Origin of the sequence: Tsukamurella pulmonis (assembly GCF_900103175.1) — a bacterium.
Taxonomy (GTDB): domain Bacteria; phylum Actinomycetota; class Actinomycetes; order Mycobacteriales; family Mycobacteriaceae; genus Tsukamurella; species Tsukamurella pulmonis.
The window spans coordinates 2,118,499-2,138,690 of the sequence record NZ_FNLF01000002.1 but is presented as its reverse complement, the minus strand read 5'-3'; the positions used below and the strand labels follow the sequence as shown (position 1 = coordinate 2,138,690).

Below are 20,192 nucleotides of genomic sequence, written 5' to 3'. Positions count from 1 at the left end.
CTGTCTCGGTGCGCCCGGGGCGCGGTGTTCTCAGGCGGGCAGGTCGACGAGGCCCGCGAGCGCGGCGCGGTGCCGCCCCGCAGTGCCGAGCCCGATCTGATCCGCCTTGGCGCGCTTGAGGTACAGATGCACCGGCGCCTCCCAGGTCATGCCGATGCCGCCGTGCAGCTGCACCGCCTCCTCCGCCGCGCGGACCGCGAGGTCGGAGCAGTACGCCGCCGCCACGGCGACCGCGATCCGGGTCTCCGGGTCCTCGGTGCCGAGGGCGGACAACGTCACCGTCGCCGACCGTGCCGCCGCGGCGGCGGACTCGGCGTCGGCGTACAGCTCGGCGAGGCGGTGCTTGAGCGCCTGGAACCCGCCGACCACGCGCCCGAACTGCTTGCGCTCCTTGAGGTACGCGACCGTCGTCGTGACGCACCAGCGGGCGACACCTGCCTGCTCGGCGGCGAGCAGCGCCGCCCCGGTGAGCAGCCCCGCGCGGACGGCGGCGGCGCCGTCGGCGGCGACCGGCGTTCCCGGGACGTCGGCGAGGACGACGTCCGCGAGCTGCCGCGTCATGTCCAGGGACGAGACCGCGGTGATCTGCGCGGCGGACGCTTCGACGGCGTACAGCGCACCGTCGTCGCCCGGCACCAGCAGCACGTCGGCGCCGAGTGCCCCGGCCACCGACCGGACGGTCCCGGTGAGCGCGCCGCCGGTGACGGTGACGCCCCGGACCGGGCCGTGCGGATCCACGGAGAAGGGCACGGCGAGCGCAGCGGTGCGCTCCCCCGCGGCGAGGGCGGCCACCAGGTCGGTGGCGCCCGCAGCGAGCGCCGTCGCGGTGGCGATGCCCGCCGAGGTGAGGAAATCACCGGCCGCACACGCGGAACCGAGCTCCTCGGCGACCACGCCGGCGACGGCGGCACCGGCTCCGGCGCCACCGGACTCCTCCGGGACGAGCAGGCCGGCGACTCCCATGTCCGCGAGCTCCGACCGCAGGCCGGGCGCGGGGTCGCCGTCGTAGGCGGCGATCAGGTCCGACGGTGCGACCCGTCGGCCGAGCAGGTCGCGGACGGCGGCGCGCAGATCGTCCTCGACGTCACTGTCGAGCAGGTGCGGGGTGAAGCTCACTTGGGCACGTCCTTCCACGGCAGGTCCTTGTCGACCCGGTGCTCCGGCGGCAGGCCCAGCACGCGCTCCGCCACGATGTTCTTGAGGATCTCCGAGGTGCCGCCCTCGATCGAGTTGCCCTTGGCGCGCAGGTACCGGTACCCGGCGTCGCGGCCGTAGAAGTCGACCCGGTCGGGGCGGACCATCGTCCACTCCCCGTAGCGCAGGCCGTCCTCACCGAGCAGCTCCAGTTCCAGTCCGGAGAGCTTCTGGTTCAGCCGCGCGAACGACAGCTTCATCGCGGCGCCCTCCGGGCCGGGCTGGCCCGAGGCGAGCTTCTGTCCCAGGCGCAGCGCGGTCACGCGGGCGACCTCGCTGTCCACCCACAGGCGGAGCAGGTCGTCGTGCAGGTCCGGCGTGCGCAGCTCGGGCCGCTCGCGCCAGGTCTTCGCGACGACGCCAATCATGCCGTCCTCGCGCCGCGCGGCGCGGCCGCCGATCGCGACCCGCTCGTTGTTGAGCGTGGCGTTCGCAACCTGCCACCCCTGCCCCACCGCGCCGAGGCGGTGTGCGTCCGGGATGCGGACGCCCTCGAGGAAGACCTCGTTGAACTCGGCCTCGCCGGTGATCTGCCGCAGCGGGCGCACGTCGATGCCCGGGTCGGACATGTCGCACAGGAAGTACGTCAGGCCCTTGTGCTTCGGCTGATCCGGGTCGGTGCGGGCGACGAGGATCGCCCACTGCGCGTTGTGCGCGCCCGAGGTCCACACCTTCTGCCCGGTGACGATCCAGTCGTCGCCGTCGCGCACCGCGCGGGTCGCGAGGCCCGCCAGATCGGACCCCGCGCCGGGCTCGCTGAAGAGCTGGCACCAGATCTCCTCGCCCGTCCACAGCGGGCGCAGGAACCGGTCGATCTGCTCCGCGGTGCCGAACGCGAGGATCGTCGGCGCGGCCATGCCGAGCCCGATCCCGTTGACGTGGCTGCGGTTGTCCGGGGCACCGGCGGCGGCGAACCGGGCGTCGACGCCCTGCTGCAGCGATCGGGACAGCCCGAGTCCGCCGCGCCCCTCGGGGTAGGCCACCCAGGCCAGCCCGGCGTCGTACCGCGCGCGCAGGAACTCCAGTGGATCGGTCGCGATGGGCGGGTGCGCCGCGAGGAACTCGTCGATGCGCCCGTCGAGTTCCTGCGCGGTGGTCACTGCGCCTTCTTCGCTGCGACGCGCTTGAGCTCTGCCCGCGCCAGCGAGTTCTTGTGCACCTCGTCGGGGCCGTCGGCGAAGCGCAGCGTGCGGATGCCGGCGTACGCCTCGGCGAGCGAGAAGTCCTGGGACAGGCCGCCCGCGCCGTGCGACTGGATGGCCTTGTCGAGGATCCACTGCACCGTCTGCGGGGTGGCGATCTTGATCGCCTGGATCTCCGTGTGGGCGCCGCGGTTGCCCACGGTGTCCATCAGCCAGGCGGTCTTGAGCACCAGCAGGCGCAGTTGCTCGATCCGCACACGGGACTCGGCGATCCAGTCCCGGATCACGCCCTGCTCGGAGAGCGGCTTGCCGAAGGCGGTGCGGCTCGACACCCGCTCGCACATCATCTCCACCGCGCGCTCGGCGACGCCGATCGAGCGCATGCAGTGGTGGATGCGGCCGGGCCCGAGGCGGGCCTGCGCGATGGCGAAACCGTCGCCCTCGTCGCCGATCAGGTTGCTCGCGGGGACGCGGACGTCGGTGAAGCGCAGCTCGGCGTGGCCGCCGTGGCTGTGGTCGTCGTAGCCGAAGACCTCCATGCCGCGCAGCACCTCGAGGCCCGGGGTGTCGCGGGGCACGAGGATCTGCGACTGCTGGCGGTGACGCTCGGCATCGGGGGCGGTCTTGCCCATGACGATGAAGACGGCGCAGTTCGGGTTCATCGCACCGGTGATCCACCACTTGCGGCCGTTGATGACGTAGTCGTCGCCGTCGCGCACGATGGAGAGCTCGATGTTGGTGGCGTCGGAGCTGGCGACGTCCGGCTCGGTCATCGCGAACGCCGACCGGATCTCGCCGTTCAACAGCGGCGTGAGCCATCGCTGCTTCTGCTCGGCGGTACCGAACTCGTTGAGCACCTCCATGTTCCCCGTGTCGGGTGCCGCGCAGTTGAACACCGCGGGCGCGAGGTGCAGGCTGCGGCCGGAGATCTCGGCGAGGGGCGCGTACTGCAGGTTGGTCAGTCCGGCACCGCCCTCGCCGGGGAGGAAGAAGTTCCAGAAGCCCCGGCTGCGAGCCTCGGCGCGCAGCTCCGCCAGGACCGGGACGCTGTCCCATGCCCAGCGGTCGTCCAGCTCGGCCAGCTGGCGGTGGAAGGTCTCCTCCGCCGGATAGACGTGGCTGTCCATGAAATCGTTGACCTGCCCGATCAGTTCGGTGGTCTTGGCGTCGTACGCGAAATCCATGTCAGTTCTCCTTCAGAGCGTCGAGTCCGGCGTCCAGCAGCGGGTTCACTGCCTGGCCGGCCTCGGCGAAGCCCTCGCCCACGGTCTGCCCGTTGACGTAGCGGTAGTGGATGCCCTCGACGATGCCTGCGAGCTTGAAGCAGGAGAGGGCGATGTAGAAGCCGAAATCGCCGAGGTCCCGGCTCGATCCGGCGGCGTAGCGGTCGATGATCTGCTGCTCGTCGAGGAAGCCCGGCGCCTCGCTCACGTCGCTGACGGTGCCCGCGGAGACCTTCGCCAGCCGGCCGTAGACGAGCATCAGGGCGAGGTCGGTGAGCGAGTCGCCGATCGTCGCGAGCTCCCAGTCGACGACGGCCGCCGGCTCGTCCTGCGGCGAGACGAGGACGTTGTCGAGACGGTAGTCCCCGTGCACGATCCCCGGTGCCGAATCGGCGGGGACGCGGGCCTCGAGCGCGGTGAAGAGCTCGTCGACCTTGGGCAGGTCGCGGGTGTGCGCGGCGGCGAACTGCTTACGCCAGCGCTGCACCTGCCGACCGAGAAAGCCCTCGGGGCGGCCGAAGTCGCCCAGGCCGACGCTCTCCGGATCGACGTGGTGCAGGTCTACGAGGGTGTCCACGAGGCGCTCGGAGATCGCCCGGGTGCGCTCGGCACCGAGCGCCTCGAGCTCGGTCGCGCGGCGGTAGGGCACGCCGTCGATCTCGCTCATCACGTAGAACGGCGCGCCGAGCACCGCGGGATCGTCGCAGTACGAGTACATCACCGGGACCGGCACCGCGGTGCCGCCGAGCGCCGACATCATCCGGTACTCGCGACCCATGTCGTGCGCGGACGGCAGCAGCTTCCCGACCGGTGGCCGGCGCAGGATCCACGACGAGGCACCGTCGGAGATGCGGTAGGTGAGGTTGGACTTGCCGCCGGCGATGAGCACGGCGCTCAGGTCCGCCCCCGCCCCCGCCACGTGCTGCGGGAGCCAGGTCGCGAGGACGTCGAGGTCGAGGCCCGGGTGCTGCTCCGCCATCAGAAGACCACCACGGACACGGTCTCGGCCACGCAGGCCGGGCGGTCCGCGCCCTCGCGCTCGATGGTGACCCGGGCCACCACCTGCTGTCCGCCGCTGCCCGGGGTCACCGAGACCAGCTCGACACCGGCGCGCACCCGCGATCCGACCGGCACCGGCGCCGGGAAGCGGACCTTGTTGCAGCCGTAGTTGACGCCCATCTTCGTGCCCTCGACGGTGTAGATCTGCCACACCAGCATCGGGATGAGGGAGAGCGTCAGATAGCCGTGGGCGATGGTCGTCCCGAACGGCCCGGCCTTCGCCTTCTCCGGATCCACGTGGATCCACTGGTGATCGCCGGTCGCCTCGGCGAACAGGTCGATCCGCTTCTGATCGATCTCGACCCAGTCGCTGTAGCCGAGGTGCTCCCCCACGGCCGCCTGCAACTCCTCGAGTCCGTTGAGTACCCGCATGCTCGTCTTCCTCTCCCGTCCGGTCCTGCGCCTAGTCCTTGGGCCCGCCGGCCACGTAGACCACCTGGCCGGAGACGAATCCCGCACCCTCACTGGCGAAGAAGCTCGCGGTGTGCGCGATGTCGGCGGGCAGGCCCACGCGCTGCACCGGGATCTCCTTGGCGGCAGCGGTCTTGAAGTCCTCGAAGGAGACGCCGATCCGCTCGGCGGTCGCGGCGGTCATGTCGGTGGCGATGAATCCGGGAGCGATCGCGTTGGCGGTCACGCCGAAGCGGCCGAGCTCGAGGGCGAGCGTCTTGGTCAGGCCCTGCATGCCGGCCTTCGCCGCCGAGTAGTTGGCCTGGCCGCGGTTACCCAGCGCCGAGGTCGACGACAGATTGACGATGCGACCCCACTTCTCCTGGGTCTGGTACTTCTGCACCTCCCGCGACATGAGGAAGGCGCCGCGCAGGTGCACGCCCATGACCGAATCCCAGTCGGAGACGGTCATCTTGAAGAGCAGGTTGTCGCGGATGATGCCCGCGTTGTTGACCAGGATGGTGGGCGGTCCGAGCTCCTCGGCGACGCGGGTGACGGCGGCGCCGACCTTCTCCTCGTCGGAGACGTCGACACCCACGCCGATGGCGCGGCCGCCGGCGGCGGTGATCTCGTCGGCGACCACCCGGCAGGCGGCCTCGTCGAGGTCGAGGACGGCGACGGCGTGTCCGTCGGAGGCGAGGCGGCGGGCCACCTCGGCGCCGATGCCGCGGGCGGCCCCGGTCACGATGGCGATGCGCTGGGTCATGGTGTTCTCCTTCAGGGGTGGACGGACGTATCGGCCAGGGCGGGAACGAGTTCCCGCAGGGCCGCACGCGTGGTGGCGGGTTCGGTGTGATGCACGGCGCGGATGCCGAGGGCGGCGGCGCCGTCGATGTTCGGCGTCGCGTCGTCGATGAAGGCGGCCCGCTCGGGCGGGACGCCGAGCGAGTCGAGCGCGAGTCGGAAGATGGCGGGGTCGGGCTTGCGCAGCCCCACCTCCTCCGAGATGATCACCGGCGCGAACAGGGCCGCGAGGCGCTCACGGGGGTAGAGGTTCCCGCCGCCCCAGCTGTTGGAGACGATCGCCACGGGCACGCCCGCCGCACGCAGATCGGCGGCGAGCTCCCACATCGCGGGGTCCTCCTCGATCCGGGCGAACATGCGGCGCAGCACACCATCGGGATTCACGGGCTCGCCCGTACGGGTGCGCAGCGCCGCGGCGAACTCCGCGTCGAAATCCGCCTCGGGCAGCTCGCCGGTCTCGAGCCGGTGGATCGGGCTGCCCGCGTGGGCGTCCCGTCCGAGCCAGGCCTTGAGCGTGGCGGTGAAACTGGCGGGTTCGATGCCCTCGTCGGCGATCCACGCCTCGATGCTGTGGCGCATCGGCCGGGTGAGGACGCCGCCGTAGTCGAACAGGACGGCGTCCACCCGGCGGCCCTGCGGCCCATCGGGGCCGCTGCCCGCCACGGGTTCCGCCGTCACCGGTCCGCCTGGTAGACGACGCGCCCCACGGTGGTGCCGTCCGCGAGCCGCTGCAGGCCGTCCGGCACCTGGTCGAACGAGAGTCGCTCGCTCACCAACGGGTTGACCAACCCCTTGTCCGCCAGAGCGGTCAGCTCGGTGTGGCACTGCTGGACCGCCGCCGGGTCGAGGGCGTTGTAGAGCCCCCAGTGCAGGCCGACGATCGAGTAGTTCTTGATCAGGGCGTGGTTGAGCGGGGCCTCCTGGATGGTGCCGCCGGCGAAACCGATGATGAGGATCCGGCCCTCGAAGGCGATGCACTTGGTGGAGCGCTTGTAGGTCTCGCCGCCGACGGGATCGTAGATGACGTCCGCACCGCGGCCGCCGGTCTCGGCCTTGACCACCTCGACGAAATCCTGGGTGTGCCGGTCGATCACGACGTCGGCACCCAGCGCGCGGGCGACCTCCGCCTTGGCCTCGCCGCCCACGACGCCGATGACCTTCGCGCCGGCGGCCTTGCCGAGCTGGATCGCGGCGCTGCCGACGCCGCCGGCGGCGGCGTGCACCAGGAGGGTCTCGCCGGCCTGCAGGTGCGCGCGACGGTGCAGGCCGAACCACCCGGTCTGGTAGCCGATGAACAGCGACGACGCCTGCGCGTCATCGAGCGATGCCGGCGCGGGAAAGGTCTGTGCGGCGCTGAGCACCGCGTACTCCGCGAAGCCGCCCGCGGGCAGCGCCGCCCCACCGAGCACACGATCACCGACGGCGAAGCCGTCGACACCGTCACCGACCGCGACCACCTCACCGCAGAGCTCGACGCCGGGGGTGAACGGCAGGTCGGGCTTCACCTGGTACAGCCCGCGGCACATGAGGACGTCGGGGAAGTTCGCCGCCGTCGCGAGCGTGCGCACCACGACCTGCCCGGGGCTCGGCTCGGGAACGGGGAGGTCGGCCTCCCGGAGTACGGCGAGCGGCTCCCCCAGTTCGGGTACCTGCCAGGCCCTCATCGCGTGCTCTCCTTCTCTTCCAGTCGCTGCTGGAGCTTGTTCATGCCGTGCAGCCACTTGTCGGTGGCACCCGCACGAGTGGCGTAGTACCCCGCGACCTCGGGGTGCGGGAGGATGAGGAACTCATCGCCGGCGAGCGCGTCGACCGCCTGCGTCGCGACCTGCTCGGGGGTGAGCGCGGTGTCGTGACTGAGCAGCTCCTCCAGTTCGCCCGACTGCTCGAGCATCCGCGTGCGCACGCCCTGCGGACAGATCGCCTGGACCACGACGCCGCGGTGCCGGTAGGTGACCGACAGCCACTCGGCGAAGGCGACGGCGGCGTGTTTGGTGGCCGAGTACGCCGGGGCGCCGAGCATGGTCAGCAGGCCCGCCGCCGAGGCGGTGACCACGAACCGGCCCGCGCCTCGTTCGGCCCACTCGGGGACGAGGAGCCGGGCCGCCCTGACGTGCGCCATGACGTTGACCTGCAACGAGAGATCCCAGTCGGATTCCGGGGCTTCGAGGCCGCGGCCGCGGTCGACGCCGGCGTTGGCGTACCAGGCGTCGATGGCGCCGAGGCGCCCGCGAGCGGTGGCGACGAGGGCGGCGACGCCCTCCTCGGAGGCCGCGTCGCCGGGGGCCGCGTACGCGGTGCCGCCCGCGGCGGTGATCTCGTCCGCGACGCGCGAGGCCCCCTCGGCGTCGAGATCGGCCACCACGACCCGCGCCCCGCGGGCGCCCAGCTCCCGCGCGAGTGCTGCGCCGATGCCGTTGCCCGCGCCCGTGACGACGATGCCCTTGTCCTTCGGATCGAAGGCCGCCATCGGCCTAGACCCCACCGGTGAGCAGGACGCCACCGTCGACGGTGAGCGTCTGGCCGGTCATCCACGCCGCGTCGTCGGAGAGCAGGAAGGCGACCACGGAACCGATGTCGTCCGGGACGCCGAGGCGCTTGAGCGGGTACGCGGCCGAGACCTGCTCCTCGCGTCCCTCGTAGAGGGCGGTGGCGAAGCGGGTCTTGACCACGGCGGGGGCGACCGCGTTGACGCGGATGTCCGGGCCCAGCTCGACCGCGAGCTCCTCCGTGAGGTGGATGACGGCCGCCTTGGAGACGCCGTAGAAGGCGATGCCGGGCGCGGGGCGCAGGCCGGCGACCGAGCCGACGTTGACGATCGCACCGCCGTGCTCCTTCTGCCAGGCGGCGTGGACCTTCTTGGTCCAGGACAGAGTGGAGAGCACGTTGACCTCGAAGATCTTGCGCGCGGCCGCGATGTCGATGTCCATGAGCGGGCCGTAGACCGGGTTGATGCCGGTGTTGTTGACGAAGAAGTCGGCGCTGCCGAAGGTCTCGATCGCGGTGGCGATCGCCTGATCCTGGTGCGCCTCGTCGTCCCCCGAGCCGGCGACGGCCACGGCGACGTCCGGCCCGCCCAGCTCGACGACGGCGGCGTCGAGCGCCTCCTGCTTGCGCGCCGTGATGACGACCTTCGCGCCGTCGGCCACCAGCCGCTGCGCGATGGCCAGGCCGATGCCGCGGCTCGCTCCGGTGACGATCGCGGTCTTCCCGGCGAATCGGGTCATGCTCCACACACCTTCCATTCAAACTGACTAAGCGCTCGCTTATTTTGTAGCCTACGACACACCGCGCCGGGTGACGACCCCTTGAGCCGGCGAACTCCTGTGACCCTTCTCACAGTACGGATGTCCGCGGTGCGCCGCCTCGGAAAACGACGGAGCGGCCCGCGCGTCGAGGACGTACGGGCCGCTCCGGGACGGTTCGAGCGCTGGTCAGCTGAGCCGCTCGATGACCATCGCCATACCCTGGCCGCCGCCGACGCACATGGTCTCGAGACCGAACTGCTTGTCGTGCCACTGCAGCGAGTTGATGAGCGTGCTGGTGATGCGCGCGCCGCTCATACCGAAGGGGTGGCCGACCGCGATGGCGCCGCCGTTGATGTTGACCTTGTCGACATCGATGCCGAGGTCGCGCACCGACGGGATGACCTGGGCTGCGAACGCCTCGTTGACCTCCATGAGATCGATGTCGCCGATCGAGAGTCCGGCGCGCTGCAGCGCCTGCTTCGACGCCTCGACGGGGCCGAGGCCCATGATCTCGGGAGAGAGACCGGTGACACCGGTGGAGACGATCCGCGCGAGCGGCGTGAGACCGAGCGCCTTCGCCTTCTCGTCGGACATGATGACCACGGCCGCCGCACCGTCGTTGAGCGGGCAGCAGTTGCCCGCGGTGACGGTGCCGTCCGGGCGGAAGACCGGCTTGAGGCCGGCGATGCCCTCGTAGGTGACGCCGGCGCGCGGGCCGTCGTCCTTGCTGACGACGGTGCCGTCGGCGAGCGTGACCGGGGTGATGTCCTTGGCCCAGAAGCCCGAGGCGATCGCGGCCTCGGCGCGGTTCTGGCTGCGCACACCCCACTCGTCCTGGTCCTGACGGCTGACGTTCTTGAACTGCGCGACGTTCTCCGCGGTCTGCCCCATCGCGATGTAGACGTCGGGCAGCAGGCCGTTCTCGCGCGGGTCGACCCAGGTCTGACCACCGGCGGCGAACGTGGCGGTGCGCGCCTCGGCGTCGGCGAAGATCGGGTTCTTGGTATCGGGCAGGCCGTCGGAGTTGCCCTTGATGTAGCGGCTGACGGTCTCGACGCCGCCGGAGATGAAGACGTCGCCCTCCCCCGCCTTGATCGCATGGAACGCCATGCGGGTGGTCTGCAGGCTCGAGCTGCAGTAACGGTTGACGGTGACGCCGGGCAGATGGTCGAGACCGGCCTCGACGGCGACGACGCGGGCGATGTTGAAGCCGGACTCGCCCGCGGGCTGGCCGCAGCCGAACATGAGGTCGTCGATGTCGCGCGGGTCCAGGCCGGGCACCTTGGCCAGCGCGGCCTGCACCATCTGGACGGAGAGGTCGTCCGGGCGGGCGTCCTTGAGCGAGCCCTTCGCTGCGCGCCCGATGGGCGACCGGGCGGTGGAGACGATGACTGCTTCGGGCATGGGATGACCTCCGAGTTGAAACTATGCTGACTAAGCGCTCGCTTAGCGGTGTACCATTTACTCTGCACCACTGAGAGCCGGTCGTCAACGGACCGTTCACTGTGGTCCCGTTCACACTAGAGACATCGCATCGAAGGGCCGCATCGCGGTGGGCAGCGGAGGGAAACGATGACCGACACCGAGGCACCGTCCCGCGCGGACGCCACGCGGGCGCGACTGCTGGCCGCCGCCGCAGCCGCCTTCGCCGAACGCGGCTTCCACGGCACCACCACCCGCGACATCGCCTCCGCCGCGGGGATGAGCCCGGCCGCGGTCTACGTGCACTACAAGTCCAAAGAGCAGTTGCTGCACCAGCTCTCCCGCGTCGGCCATCAGCGGATCATCGACGCGATCGCCGCCGTCGACGACGCCGGCGCCTCCCCCGCCGAACGCCTGGCCGCGACCATGCGCGCGTTCGCGACGCACCACGCCTCGTCGCACACCAGCGTCCGGGTGGTCAACTACGAACTGGACGCGCTCACCGAGGAGCACCGCGCCGAGATCGGCGGCCTGCGCCGGGAGATCACCCGCCGGGTCCGCGCGATCGTCGACGCCGGTGTCGCCGACGGCTCGTTCGACACCCCCGATCCCCGCATGGCCACGATCGCCGTGCTCTCGAGCGGCATCGACATCGGCCGCTGGTACCACGACGGCGGCGAGATCACCCCCGACCGCATCGGCGACTTCTACGCCGACCTCGCCCTGCGCACCGTCGGGGCGAACACCACCGAGACCCCGAACTAGAAACCCGAGGAGAACACCATGCGCCGTACCGTCTACACCGCCGATCACGAGGCCTTCCGCGAGACCCTCCGCGCCTTCATCGAAGCGGAGGTCGTTCCGCACTACGACGAGTGGTACGCGAACGGCATCGTGCCCAAGGACTTCTACCCCAAGCTCGGCGAGCTGGGCGTCTTCGGCATCGAGGTGCCCGAGGAGTACGGCGGCGCCGGCATCGAGTCGTTCAAGTACCAGGCCGTCATCAGCGAGGAGCTGGGCCGCGCGGGTGTCTCCTTCGGCGGCTCCAGCGTGCACATCGCGCTGTGCCTGCCCTACCTCACCAGCCTGGGCACCGACGAGCAGAAGCAGCGCTGGCTGCCCGGGATGGCCGCGGGCGAGATGATGTTCGCCATCGCGATGACCGAGCCCGGTACCGGCTCCGACCTCGCCGGGATGAAGACCACCGCGAAGCTCTCCGAGGACGGCAGCCACTACGTGCTCAACGGCGCCAAGACCTTCATCACCGGCGGCGTCAACGCCGACCGCGTGATCGTCTGCGCACGCACCGCCCCGTCGACGCCCGAGGACCGCCGCCACGGCATCTCGCTGTTCGTCGTCGACACCACGCTCGAGGGGTACTCGGTCGGCCGCAAGCTCGACAAGATCGGCCTGCGCACCTCGGACACCGCCGAGCTCTCCTTCACCGACGTCAAGGTGCCCGCCGAAGATCTGCTCGGCGAGGAGAACAAGGGGTTCAGCTACCTCGGCCAGAACCTGCCCCAGGAGCGCCTGTCGATCGCCGTCGGCGCGTACTCGCAGGCCGCCGCCGCGGTCCGCTTCGCGCAGGCCTACACCCAGGACCGCACCATCTTCGGTAAGACCGTCGCCTCGTTCCAGAACAGCAAGTTCGAACTCGCGGCGTGCAAGGCGAAGGTCGACGCGATGGAGTCGAGCGTCGATCGCGGCCTCGAGCTGCACGACGCGGGCCAGCTGACCGCAGCGGATGCGGCCTCGCTCAAGCTCTTCTGCACCGAGGCGGCCTCCGACGTCATCGACCGCTGCCTGCAGTTGCACGGCGGCTACGGCTACATCAACGAGTACCCCATCGCCCGCCTCTACGCCGACAACCGCGTCAATCGCATCTACGGCGGCACCTCCGAGGTGATGAAGACCATCATCGCCAAGGACATGGGCCTCTAGCCCGGTCCCCCGCGGCGGTGCTGTACTGAGCGCATGGACCTGCTGATCGGCCTGGCGGTCGTGGCGCTCGGCGGGGCCGCCGCGGGGAACGTGCGGCGCGGCGGTCCCGGAGCGGCGGCGACGGTGCGCTGGGCCCGCTACGCCCGGGCGTGGGTGCGTGCGAGCCCCGTCGCCGCGGCGCTGTGGTTCGTGGTCACCCTCAACGCGGTGATGCTGCTCGGGCTGCCCGACGGGCTCGCCGACGACGTGCTGCAGGTGCACAGCACCAACCTCGACCGGTTCGCCACGCACCCGCTGCAGGCGCTCATCACCTCGGCGCTGTGGATCGAGCCGATCGACATCGTCTTCGCCACCCTGATGACGATGCTCGTCCTCGGCCCCGCGGAGCGCTGGCTCGGCCACATCGGGATGCCCCTGGTCTACTTCGCGGGCAGCGCGACCGCCTCGCTGATCTCCGTCCTGTCGGCGAACCGCCTTCTCGCGCACGGGGTCATCACCGACGAGATCGACCTGCGCGGCATGATCGACGTCGGTGTGAGTTACGGCGGCCTGTGCGTGCTCGGACTGCTCGTCTACCGCATCCACGGCCTGCGATGGCGGCTGGCCGCGATGATCGCGCTGCCCGTCCTCGTCCGGCTCACGCTGCCCTTCTTCGGCATGTACTCCACGCTCGGGCACCTGCGCGCCGTTCTGCTCGGCTACCTGCTGTGGCCGGTCACCCGGATCCCGGCCGTGCGCCGCCGCGGTGCGGACTGGACGTGGCGACTGCACCCCGCCGAGCCGGATCGGCGCGGCGGGGCGGCACTCACCAGACCCTGACGCGGTCCTTGGGATCGAGCCACTCCCCGTCACCGGCCTTGACCCCGAAGGTCTCGGCGAAGGCACCCACGTTCTTGACCACCTGGTTGGCCCGGAACTCGTTGGGGGCGTGCGGGTCCGTGGCGAGCGACTGGATCGCGGCGGCCTCGCGCGCCTTGTTCCGCCAGATCCGGCCCCAGCTCAGGAACAGGGGCGTCAGGTCCGGTCCCGCAGCGGACGGGGCCGAGCTCGGCGAGGCGCTCGGCCCCGCGCTCGCCGACGGTGCGCTGCTCGCGGCGGTGGCGTCCTCAGTGCCGGCGTCGTTGTTCGCGACGGCGATCCGGTAGGCGGCGATGGCGATGGACAGGCCGCCGAGGTCGGCGAGGTTCTCCCCCACCGTGAGCCCGCCGTTGACCTTGTTGGTGGGCGGCAGGCCCGCCGGGACCAACGCGTCGTACTGCGCGATCAGCGCCTTGGTGCGCTTGTCGAACTCGGCGCGGTCAGCCGGCTCCCACCAGTCCTTGAGGTTGCCGTCACCGTCGTACTTGGCCCCCTGATCGTCGAAGGCGTGACCGATCTCGTGCCCGATCACGGCGCCGATGCCGCCGTAGTTGACCGCGGCGCGCGCATCGGGCGAGAAGAACGGCGGCTGCAGGATCGCGGCCGGGAAGACGATCTCGTTCATGCCCGGGTTGTAGTAGGCGTTCACGGTCTGCGGCGTCATCAGCCACTCGCCCTTGTCCACCGGCTTGGACAGTTTCGCCAACTGGTAGGCGTTCGAGAACTCCGCCGACGCCCGGACGTTGGCGACGATCGACTTCGCGTCCGTCTTGTAGTCCGAGTAGTCGCGCCACTGGTCGGGATAGCCGATCTTGGTGCGGATCTTCTCCAGCTTCGCGGCCGCGGCGCGCCGGGTGGCGGGCGTCATCCAGTCCAGGTCCTCGAAGCTCGCGCGATAGGCGCTGCGCAGGTTGTTCACCAGTCGCTCGGCCTGCTGCTTGGCGTCCGCCGGGAAGTGCTTCGCGACGTACAGCTTCCCGAGCGCCTCGCCGAGGGCGTCCTCGACCACCGCCACGCCGCGCTTCCAGCGATCGCGCTGCTGCTCGACTCCGCTGAGGGTCTTGGAGTAGAAATCGAAGTTCGCCGTCACGAAGGGCTCGGACAGATAGGCGGCGTAGGCGCGCACCACCTGGATGCGGGCGTGGTCCTTGAGCGTGTTCAGATCCGTGTCCGCCCACAGCTTCGCCACGGCGGTGAGGAAGCTCGGCTGCGCGACCACGACGTTCCTGGCGTCGTCGGCCTTGATGCCGACCGCCTTCTGCCAGCGGTCCCAGTCGTAGCCGGGCGCCAGCTTCGCCAGCTCGGTCCAGGGGTACGGGTTGTAGGTGGCGGTCGCATCGCGCGAGCGGACCTTGTCCCAATGCCCCTTCGCCACCGACGATTCGAAGGCGAGTACGCGCGCCGCGACGCCCGGCGCATCGGCCAGGCCCGCGAGCGAGGCCGCCTTCTCGAGGTACGCGCGGTACTTGTCGCGGACCTCGGCGTACTTCGGGTCGCGGTAGTACGCCTCGTCGGGCAGGCCGATGCCGGACTGCACGAGGCTGAGCACGTACTTCGACGAGTCCTTCTGGTCGGTGTCGACGTAGTAACCCACGAGGCCGCCGACGCCCTGCTTCTCGTGCGCGCCGATCACATCGAGTAGCGCCGCCTTGTCCGCCGCCTTGTCGATGGCGTCGAGGTCGGGCTTGATGGGGCCCGCGCCCTCCCGGTCGATCCGGCCTGTGTCCATGAACGAGTCGTAGACATCGCGGATCTTCGCCTCGTCGCTGCGGGTGCGCGGGTCCTTGATCCCCTCGATGATCTCCTTGAGCTGGTCCAGCGCGCGATCGGAGAGCTCGGTGAAGGTGTTGAAGGAGGCCTTGTCGGCCGGGATCGTGTAGCCGTCCGCCCAGCCGCCGTTGACGTGCCGGAACAGGTCGTCCTGCACGCGCACGCCGGGGGCGGCGCCGCTGAGGTCGGGGCCCGTCAGGGGGCGCGACGGTCGGGCGGAGGTCGACGGTCCGCTGTTCGGTGCCGAGACCCCGCACGCGGCGAGGACGGCCGTGCCCGCGAGCACGCCGAAGCCGGCGAGGAACCGGCGGCGGTCGAACCCGGCCGACGGACCGCCGAACGGGTCCCGGTCGGGGCGGGGCGGATGAGCGGAGGAGTGTCCATCACCGGTGTGCATACCCGAATCTAACCCGAGGACCGCCGAGGTGCTGCGAAAGGCTAACCACCCGTGTCGGGTGCGGGCGTGCGGCGCGAGGTGAGCGCGATCGCGAACACCACCAACGCGATCCCCGCCGCCTCCAGCCAGCCGGGCCGCTGACCGAGCAGGACCGCGCCCACACCCGTCGCGGTCACCGGGAGCAGCGCGAGCAGCAGCGCGAAGCGCTCGCGCCCGACCCGGGTGAGCACCACCTGGTCCAGGACGTACGGCACCACCGAGCTGAGCAGTCCGAGGCCCAGCCCCAGCACCCACACCTGCCAGTGCAGGAATGCCTCGGGTCGGGTCGCCAGATCGGGGCCGAGGCCGGGCAGCGCCAGCACCAGGGCGCCCGCGGCGAGTCCCACACCGAGGCCCTCGATGCCGCCGCCCGCATCGGCGACGCGCTTGCCGAGCACGATGTAGCCGGCCCACAGGGCCGCCGCGAGCAGCGCGCACGCGATGCCGACGACACCGTCGGAGCCCGACCCGCCGGCACCGTCGATGTTGACGCCCGCGACGCAGATCACCCCGATGAGCGCGGACGCGGCGGCGATCAGGTCGACGGCGCGGCGCGATCCGGCCACCGCCACCGCGATCGGGCCGAGGAACTCGATCGCGACGGCCGTGCCCAGATCGATGTGGTCGATCGCCTCGTAGAAGGCCATGTTCATCGCGACGGTGACAGTGCCGAACAGCGCGGCGGCGCGCAGGCGGGTGCGGGACCAGTCGGCGCGGCGCGGCCGCAGCACGAGCAACAGGATCAGCCCGGCCCCGGCGCCCCGCAGCCACGCGACCGCGACCGGGGAGAGCTGCTCGAACAGGCCGACACCGAGGGAGGCGCCCACGTACTGGCTGATCGCCCCGAGCACGAACATCGCGGGGATCATCAGGGGCGTCACGCGGATCACCCTAGGCGACGGGTCCGGCGCGCCGCATCGGCGTTTCCGGCGGCGGAAAGTTGTTCACCCTCGGAGAACATGCCGCCCACCTCCCCGGTGCGGTGGAACAAATGGGTACCCTCGAACGTATAACCAGATGTACGAATGGTTCGTGAGGAACGGAGGAGTCATGACGAACACAGTCACTTCAGAGGCCCCCGCGGGCGATGCCTTCGCTCCCCTGACGGCGTCCGACCGCTGCGATCGGTGCTCGGCGGCCGCCCAGGTCCGTGCGGTTCTCCCCTCGGGGTTCGAGCTGCTCTTCTGCGGGCACCACTTCACCGAGCACCGGGAGAAGCTGGAGTCGCAGGGCGCCCACATCACGGGGGAGCCCGCCTCCGTCTGATCCCGCACGACCGACGGCGCCGCGCACCCGCCCTACTTCCGGGTGCGCGGCGCCGTCGTCGTATCGGGGCCTCGCGTCACTTCCAGGTGCGCAACGCGGCGATCCGCTCCCGCAGCTGATCCGCCGTGGCCATCGCGGTGACCGGTCCGCCCAGCTTGCTGCGCAGCTCGTTGTGCACCACGCCGTGGGGCTTACCCGTGCGGTGATGGTGCATCGCCACGAGCGAGTTGAGCTCGCGCCGCAGGGCGGAGAGCTGCGCACCGGCGGTGGCCCGCTCCTCGACCTGCGGCGGCGGCGCGGGCCGCTCCTCGACCGCGCGCTCGATGACCTGCTCCTTCTGCCGCTGCCGCAGGAGCGCCCGCATCTGCTCCGCGTCCAACAGCCCGGGGAGCCCGAGGTAGTCGGCCTCCTCCTCGCTGCCCGAGAACGTGGCGGTGCCGTAGGACGATCCGTCGTAGATGAGCTGATCCAGCTCGGCATCGGCGTGCAGCGAGACGAACGCCTTCTCCTCCTCGCCGGGCTCGTCCTTCTGCTTGTTGGCGTCGATGAGCAGCGCGTCGTCGAGCCCGTCGGACTCGCGGTGCGGCTTGCCCAGGACGTGATCGCGCTGCTCCTCGAGCTTGGCGGCCAGATCCAGCAGCACCGGCACCGACGGCAGGAACACGCTGGCCGTCTCCCCGGGCACCCGCAGTCGCACGAAGCGGCCGATGGCCTGCGCGAAGAACAGCGGAGTCGATGCGCTCGTCGCGTAGACGCCCACCGCCAGGCGCGGCACGTCGACGCCCTCGGACACCATGCGGACGGCGACCATCCACTTCTCGGTGCCCTCGGAGAACGCGGAGATCCGCTTCGAGGCGGTCGGGTCGTCCGAGAGCACGACGGTGACCTTCTCGCCGCTGATCTCCTCGAGCAGCTCCGCGTAGTCGCGGGCGGTGCTCTGATCGGTGGCGATCACCAGGCCGCCCGCGTCGGGCATGGCCCGGCGCAGCTGCTCGAGTCGCGTGTTCGCGGCGTGAAGCACGGCCGGGATCCAGTCGCCGTGCGGGTCGAGCGCCGTGCGCCACGCGCGGGCCGTCTGCTCCTTGCTCAGCGGCTCGCCCAGGCGTGCGGTGAACTCCTCACCCGCGCTGGTGCGCCAGCTGGCCTGACCGGAGTAGGCCAGGAACACGACGGGGCGCACGACGCCGTCGGCGAGCGCGTCGGAGTAGCCGTAGACGTGGTCGGCCTTCGAACGCTGTCCGCCGCCGAACTCGGGCTCGTACGTGACGAACGGGATCGGGTTGTCGTCGCTGCGGAAGGGGGTACCGGTGAGCGCGAGCCTGCGCGTCGCGCCCTCGAAGGCCTCCCGTACGCCCTCGCCCCAGCTCTTGGCGTCGCCGGCGTGGTGGATCTCGTCGAGGATGACCAGCGTCTTGTAGGCCGTGGTGCGCGCGTGGTGCTTGTACGGATGCATACCCACCTGCGCGTAGGTGATGACCACGCCGTCGAAGTCCGACGAGGTGCTGCCGGCCGAGTTGGTGAAGTTCGGGTCGAGGTTGATGCCGTTCCGGGCGGCCGCCTCGGCCCACTGGTACTTCAGGTGCTCGGTCGGCGCGACCACCGTCACGCGCTCGACGGTGCGGTCGGCCAGCAGCTCGGAGGCGACCCGCAGCGCGAAGGTGGTCTTACCGGCGCCGGGCGTCGCCACGGCGAGGAAGTCCTGCGGCTTCGCGGTGAGGTACTTCGTGAGCGCACGGCGCTGCCAGACACGAAGTGAAACCGCCATTGAGAAACGCACCCCTAAACGCAAGAGAAGGCCCGCCGGGCGCGGACGGGCGCCGCGGGCGGGTCGATCGTGAACCGTGAAGCAGTCTACTCGCAACACGCGGCGGTCCCGGTTCCGGCGTGATCGCGCCCGGTGCGCAAGACTGGACACGATGGACGACGCACGCGGCACGCCGGGAACCCGGCAACCGGGTCCGGCGAAGGACGCCGGACCACGCGATCCGGGCCCGCACACCCAGGACCTGGATCGGCCCGCCCGTGCCTCCTTCCCGACCCGCGCGTGGGGCGTGATCAAGGGAATGCCGCAGGTGCTGTGGCGCACGGTGGTGAAGTCGTGGGACGACTCGATCGTCGGGCACAGCGCACAGGCCGCGTTCTGGACCACACTCTCGCTCGCCCCGCTGCTGCTCGCGCTCATGGGCCTGATCGGTTACGTCGCGAACTGGTTCGGCCCGGACACCATCGGCGTGATCCACGACCGGCTCATCTCGTTCGCACTGCGGGTGTTCACCCCCAACGTCGTCGACGAGATCATCCGGCCGATGGTCGACGGCGTGCTCCAGCAGGGCCGCGGTGACGTGGTCTCGGTGGGCTTCATCCTCGCCCTGTGGGCGGGATCGTCCGCGCTGTCGTCGTACGTCGATTCGATCAGCATGGCCCACGACCAGCACACCGTGCGCAACCCCGTGCACCAGCGGTTCTTCGCGCTGGCGCTCTACGTGGAGTTCCTGGTGATCGCGGTGTTCACGCTGCCGCTCGTCGCGCTGGGACCGAGCTTCATCGTCAAGTACATCCCCGCGTCGTGGCACCCCGCGGTCGCCCAGCTCATCGACTTCGGGTACCTGCCGTTCGTCGTGCTGATGCTGGTCGGTGGGCTGGCCCTGCTCTACCGGCAGGCGCTCCCGCGCCCGCTCCCGTGGTACCGGCACGTGCCCGGGGCCGCACTGGCCGCACTGATCTTCCTCATCGCCTCGACCGGGCTGCGGGTGTACCTGTCGTACATCGCCTCGGGCAAGGGCATCTCGTACGGCGCACTCGCGACGCCGATCGCCTTCCTGCTGTTCACGTTCTTCCTCGGCTTCGCCGTGATGGTGGGCGCCGAGTTCAACGCCGCGCTGCAGGACCGCTGGCCCGCGCGCGAGATCAAGACCGACCAGCTGCGCGGCTGGGTCGTCGAGCAGATCAAGGAGGTCGGCATCCCCGATCCCGGCCGCGCCGCCGCCGAGGGCCTGCGCCGCGCGACCGATCCGATCCGCCGGAGACAGCGTGGGGACGACGAGCCGGCGGACGACGAGCCCGCCCGTGCTCCCGAGCCGGCGGTCCGGCGCACCGTCGAGACCGACACGCCGACACCGCGCGCCGGCGCACCGCGGAACGCGCCGGTGCGGCCGCCGCACGGGGTGGAGCCGCGCTGAGCGGCTACTTCTTCATGCGGTCGTAGATCTTCTTGCACTCGGGGCACACGGGCGAACCGGGCTTGGCCGACTTGGTGACGGGGAAGGTCTCGCCGCACAGCGCGACGACGTAGTTGCCCATCACGGCCGACTCGGCGATCTTGTTCTTCCGGACGTAGTGGAAGAACTTGGGAGTGTCGTCGTCGTTGCCGGTATCGGCGTCGACATCGACATCGGGCTTCTCCAGAGTCTTCGTGCTCATGACTTTCATTCTGCCAGCCGCA

20 protein-coding genes are annotated in these 20,192 nt (G+C 70.8%); 5 read left to right on the top strand and 15 right to left on the bottom strand.

All coding sequences use genetic code 11. The annotated features are described in order from the left end of the window. Window positions 1–30 precede the first annotated feature (30 nt). From BLQ62_RS10480 to BLQ62_RS10430, 11 genes are all read right to left on the bottom strand, one after another. On the bottom strand, window positions 31–1,116 hold the full coding sequence (locus tag BLQ62_RS10480; RefSeq protein WP_068565552.1) for an acyl-CoA dehydrogenase family protein: 1,086 nt from the start codon (window positions 1,114–1,116) through the stop codon (window positions 31–33). Beyond that, window positions 1,113–2,294 (bottom strand): acyl-CoA dehydrogenase family protein, encoded by a 1,182-nt coding sequence (locus BLQ62_RS10475; protein WP_068565554.1) that lies wholly within the window; start codon window positions 2,292–2,294, stop codon window positions 1,113–1,115. Before BLQ62_RS10475 ends, BLQ62_RS10480 begins: the two co-directional genes overlap by 4 nt. Further along, window positions 2,291–3,520: an acyl-CoA dehydrogenase family protein gene (locus tag BLQ62_RS10470; protein WP_068565556.1), complete on the bottom strand. Its 1,230-nt coding sequence runs from the start codon at window positions 3,518–3,520 to the stop codon at window positions 2,291–2,293. Before BLQ62_RS10470 ends, BLQ62_RS10475 begins: the two co-directional genes overlap by 4 nt. Window position 3,521: 1 nt before the next feature. After that, window positions 3,522–4,538 (bottom strand): phosphotransferase family protein, encoded by a 1,017-nt coding sequence (locus BLQ62_RS10465; protein ID WP_068565558.1) that lies wholly within the window; start codon window positions 4,536–4,538, stop codon window positions 3,522–3,524. After that, a complete protein-coding gene (locus tag BLQ62_RS10460) occupies window positions 4,538–4,990 on the bottom strand; it encodes a MaoC family dehydratase (RefSeq protein ID WP_068535197.1) in 453 nt (150 codons plus the stop codon). Before BLQ62_RS10460 ends, BLQ62_RS10465 begins: the two co-directional genes overlap by 1 nt. 31 nt (window positions 4,991–5,021) lie before the next feature. After that, a complete protein-coding gene (locus BLQ62_RS10455) occupies window positions 5,022–5,774 on the bottom strand; it encodes an SDR family oxidoreductase (RefSeq protein ID WP_068535200.1) in 753 nt (250 codons plus the stop codon). Window positions 5,775–5,785: 11 nt separating this feature from the next. After that, the gene (locus BLQ62_RS10450) at window positions 5,786–6,490 is read right to left on the bottom strand and encodes an HAD family hydrolase (protein WP_231857597.1); all 705 of its coding nucleotides are present in this window, start codon (window positions 6,488–6,490) and stop codon (window positions 5,786–5,788) included. Continuing rightward, the gene (locus BLQ62_RS10445) at window positions 6,487–7,476 is read right to left on the bottom strand and encodes an NADPH:quinone oxidoreductase family protein (protein WP_068535206.1); all 990 of its coding nucleotides are present in this window, start codon (window positions 7,474–7,476) and stop codon (window positions 6,487–6,489) included. The genes BLQ62_RS10450 and BLQ62_RS10445 overlap by 4 nt, the downstream gene beginning before the upstream one ends. Next, complete coding sequence (locus BLQ62_RS10440) at window positions 7,473–8,279, bottom strand: SDR family NAD(P)-dependent oxidoreductase (protein ID WP_068565561.1); 807 nt, start codon at window positions 8,277–8,279, stop codon at window positions 7,473–7,475. The genes BLQ62_RS10445 and BLQ62_RS10440 overlap by 4 nt, the downstream gene beginning before the upstream one ends. A 4-nt stretch (window positions 8,280–8,283) precedes the next feature. Then, entirely contained in the window at window positions 8,284–9,036 is a 753-nt protein-coding gene (locus BLQ62_RS10435; protein ID WP_068565563.1) for an SDR family oxidoreductase, read from the bottom strand. A 207-nt stretch (window positions 9,037–9,243) separates the two neighbouring features. After that, the gene (locus BLQ62_RS10430; protein WP_068565565.1) at window positions 9,244–10,461 is read right to left on the bottom strand and encodes an acetyl-CoA C-acetyltransferase; all 1,218 of its coding nucleotides are present in this window, start codon (window positions 10,459–10,461) and stop codon (window positions 9,244–9,246) included. A gap of 168 nt (window positions 10,462–10,629) precedes the next feature. Here BLQ62_RS10430 and BLQ62_RS10425 point away from each other — a divergent pair, with 168 nt between their 5' ends. The 3 genes from BLQ62_RS10425 to BLQ62_RS10415 are packed head-to-tail and all read left to right on the top strand — an operon-like array spanning window position 10,630 to window position 13,239. Further along, window positions 10,630–11,244 (top strand): TetR/AcrR family transcriptional regulator, encoded by a 615-nt coding sequence (locus BLQ62_RS10425; protein ID WP_068535219.1) that lies wholly within the window; start codon window positions 10,630–10,632, stop codon window positions 11,242–11,244. Between the two features lie 18 nt (window positions 11,245–11,262). Further along, the gene (locus tag BLQ62_RS10420; RefSeq protein ID WP_068535222.1) at window positions 11,263–12,420 is read left to right on the top strand and encodes an acyl-CoA dehydrogenase family protein; all 1,158 of its coding nucleotides are present in this window, start codon (window positions 11,263–11,265) and stop codon (window positions 12,418–12,420) included. A gap of 33 nt (window positions 12,421–12,453) precedes the next feature. After that, complete coding sequence (locus tag BLQ62_RS10415) at window positions 12,454–13,239, top strand: rhomboid-like protein (RefSeq protein WP_068565567.1); 786 nt, start codon at window positions 12,454–12,456, stop codon at window positions 13,237–13,239. Here BLQ62_RS10415 and BLQ62_RS10410 read toward each other — a convergent pair. Continuing rightward, window positions 13,226–15,445 carry a M13 family metallopeptidase gene (locus tag BLQ62_RS10410; protein WP_082756453.1) on the bottom strand — a complete coding sequence of 740 codons (2,220 nt, stop codon included), beginning with the start codon at window positions 15,443–15,445 and terminating at the stop codon, window positions 13,226–13,228. The two genes, BLQ62_RS10415 and BLQ62_RS10410, sit on opposite strands and share 14 nt — an antisense overlap. 41 nt (window positions 15,446–15,486) lie before the next feature. Next, window positions 15,487–16,365, bottom strand: coding sequence for an EamA family transporter (locus BLQ62_RS10405; RefSeq protein WP_231857598.1), 879 nt, complete (start codon window positions 16,363–16,365; stop codon window positions 15,487–15,489). A 169-nt stretch (window positions 16,366–16,534) separates the two neighbouring features. Here BLQ62_RS10405 and BLQ62_RS10400 point away from each other — a divergent pair, with 169 nt between their 5' ends. Then, window positions 16,535–16,750, top strand: coding sequence for a DUF7455 domain-containing protein (locus BLQ62_RS10400; protein ID WP_068535906.1), 216 nt, complete (start codon window positions 16,535–16,537; stop codon window positions 16,748–16,750). Between the two features lie 76 nt (window positions 16,751–16,826). Here BLQ62_RS10400 and BLQ62_RS10395 read toward each other — a convergent pair whose 3' ends face one another. Then, window positions 16,827–18,515: a DEAD/DEAH box helicase gene (locus BLQ62_RS10395; RefSeq protein ID WP_068535227.1), complete on the bottom strand. Its 1,689-nt coding sequence runs from the start codon at window positions 18,513–18,515 to the stop codon at window positions 16,827–16,829. Between the two features lie 151 nt (window positions 18,516–18,666). Here BLQ62_RS10395 and BLQ62_RS10390 point away from each other — a divergent pair, with 151 nt between their 5' ends. Further along, entirely contained in the window at window positions 18,667–19,929 is a 1,263-nt protein-coding gene (locus BLQ62_RS10390; RefSeq protein ID WP_082756456.1) for a YihY/virulence factor BrkB family protein, read from the top strand. 4 nt (window positions 19,930–19,933) lie between these two features. Here BLQ62_RS10390 and BLQ62_RS10385 read toward each other — a convergent pair whose 3' ends face one another. Continuing rightward, entirely contained in the window at window positions 19,934–20,170 is a 237-nt protein-coding gene (locus tag BLQ62_RS10385; RefSeq protein ID WP_068535230.1) for a DUF3039 domain-containing protein, read from the bottom strand. Between the last annotated feature and the right edge of the window lie 22 nt (window positions 20,171–20,192).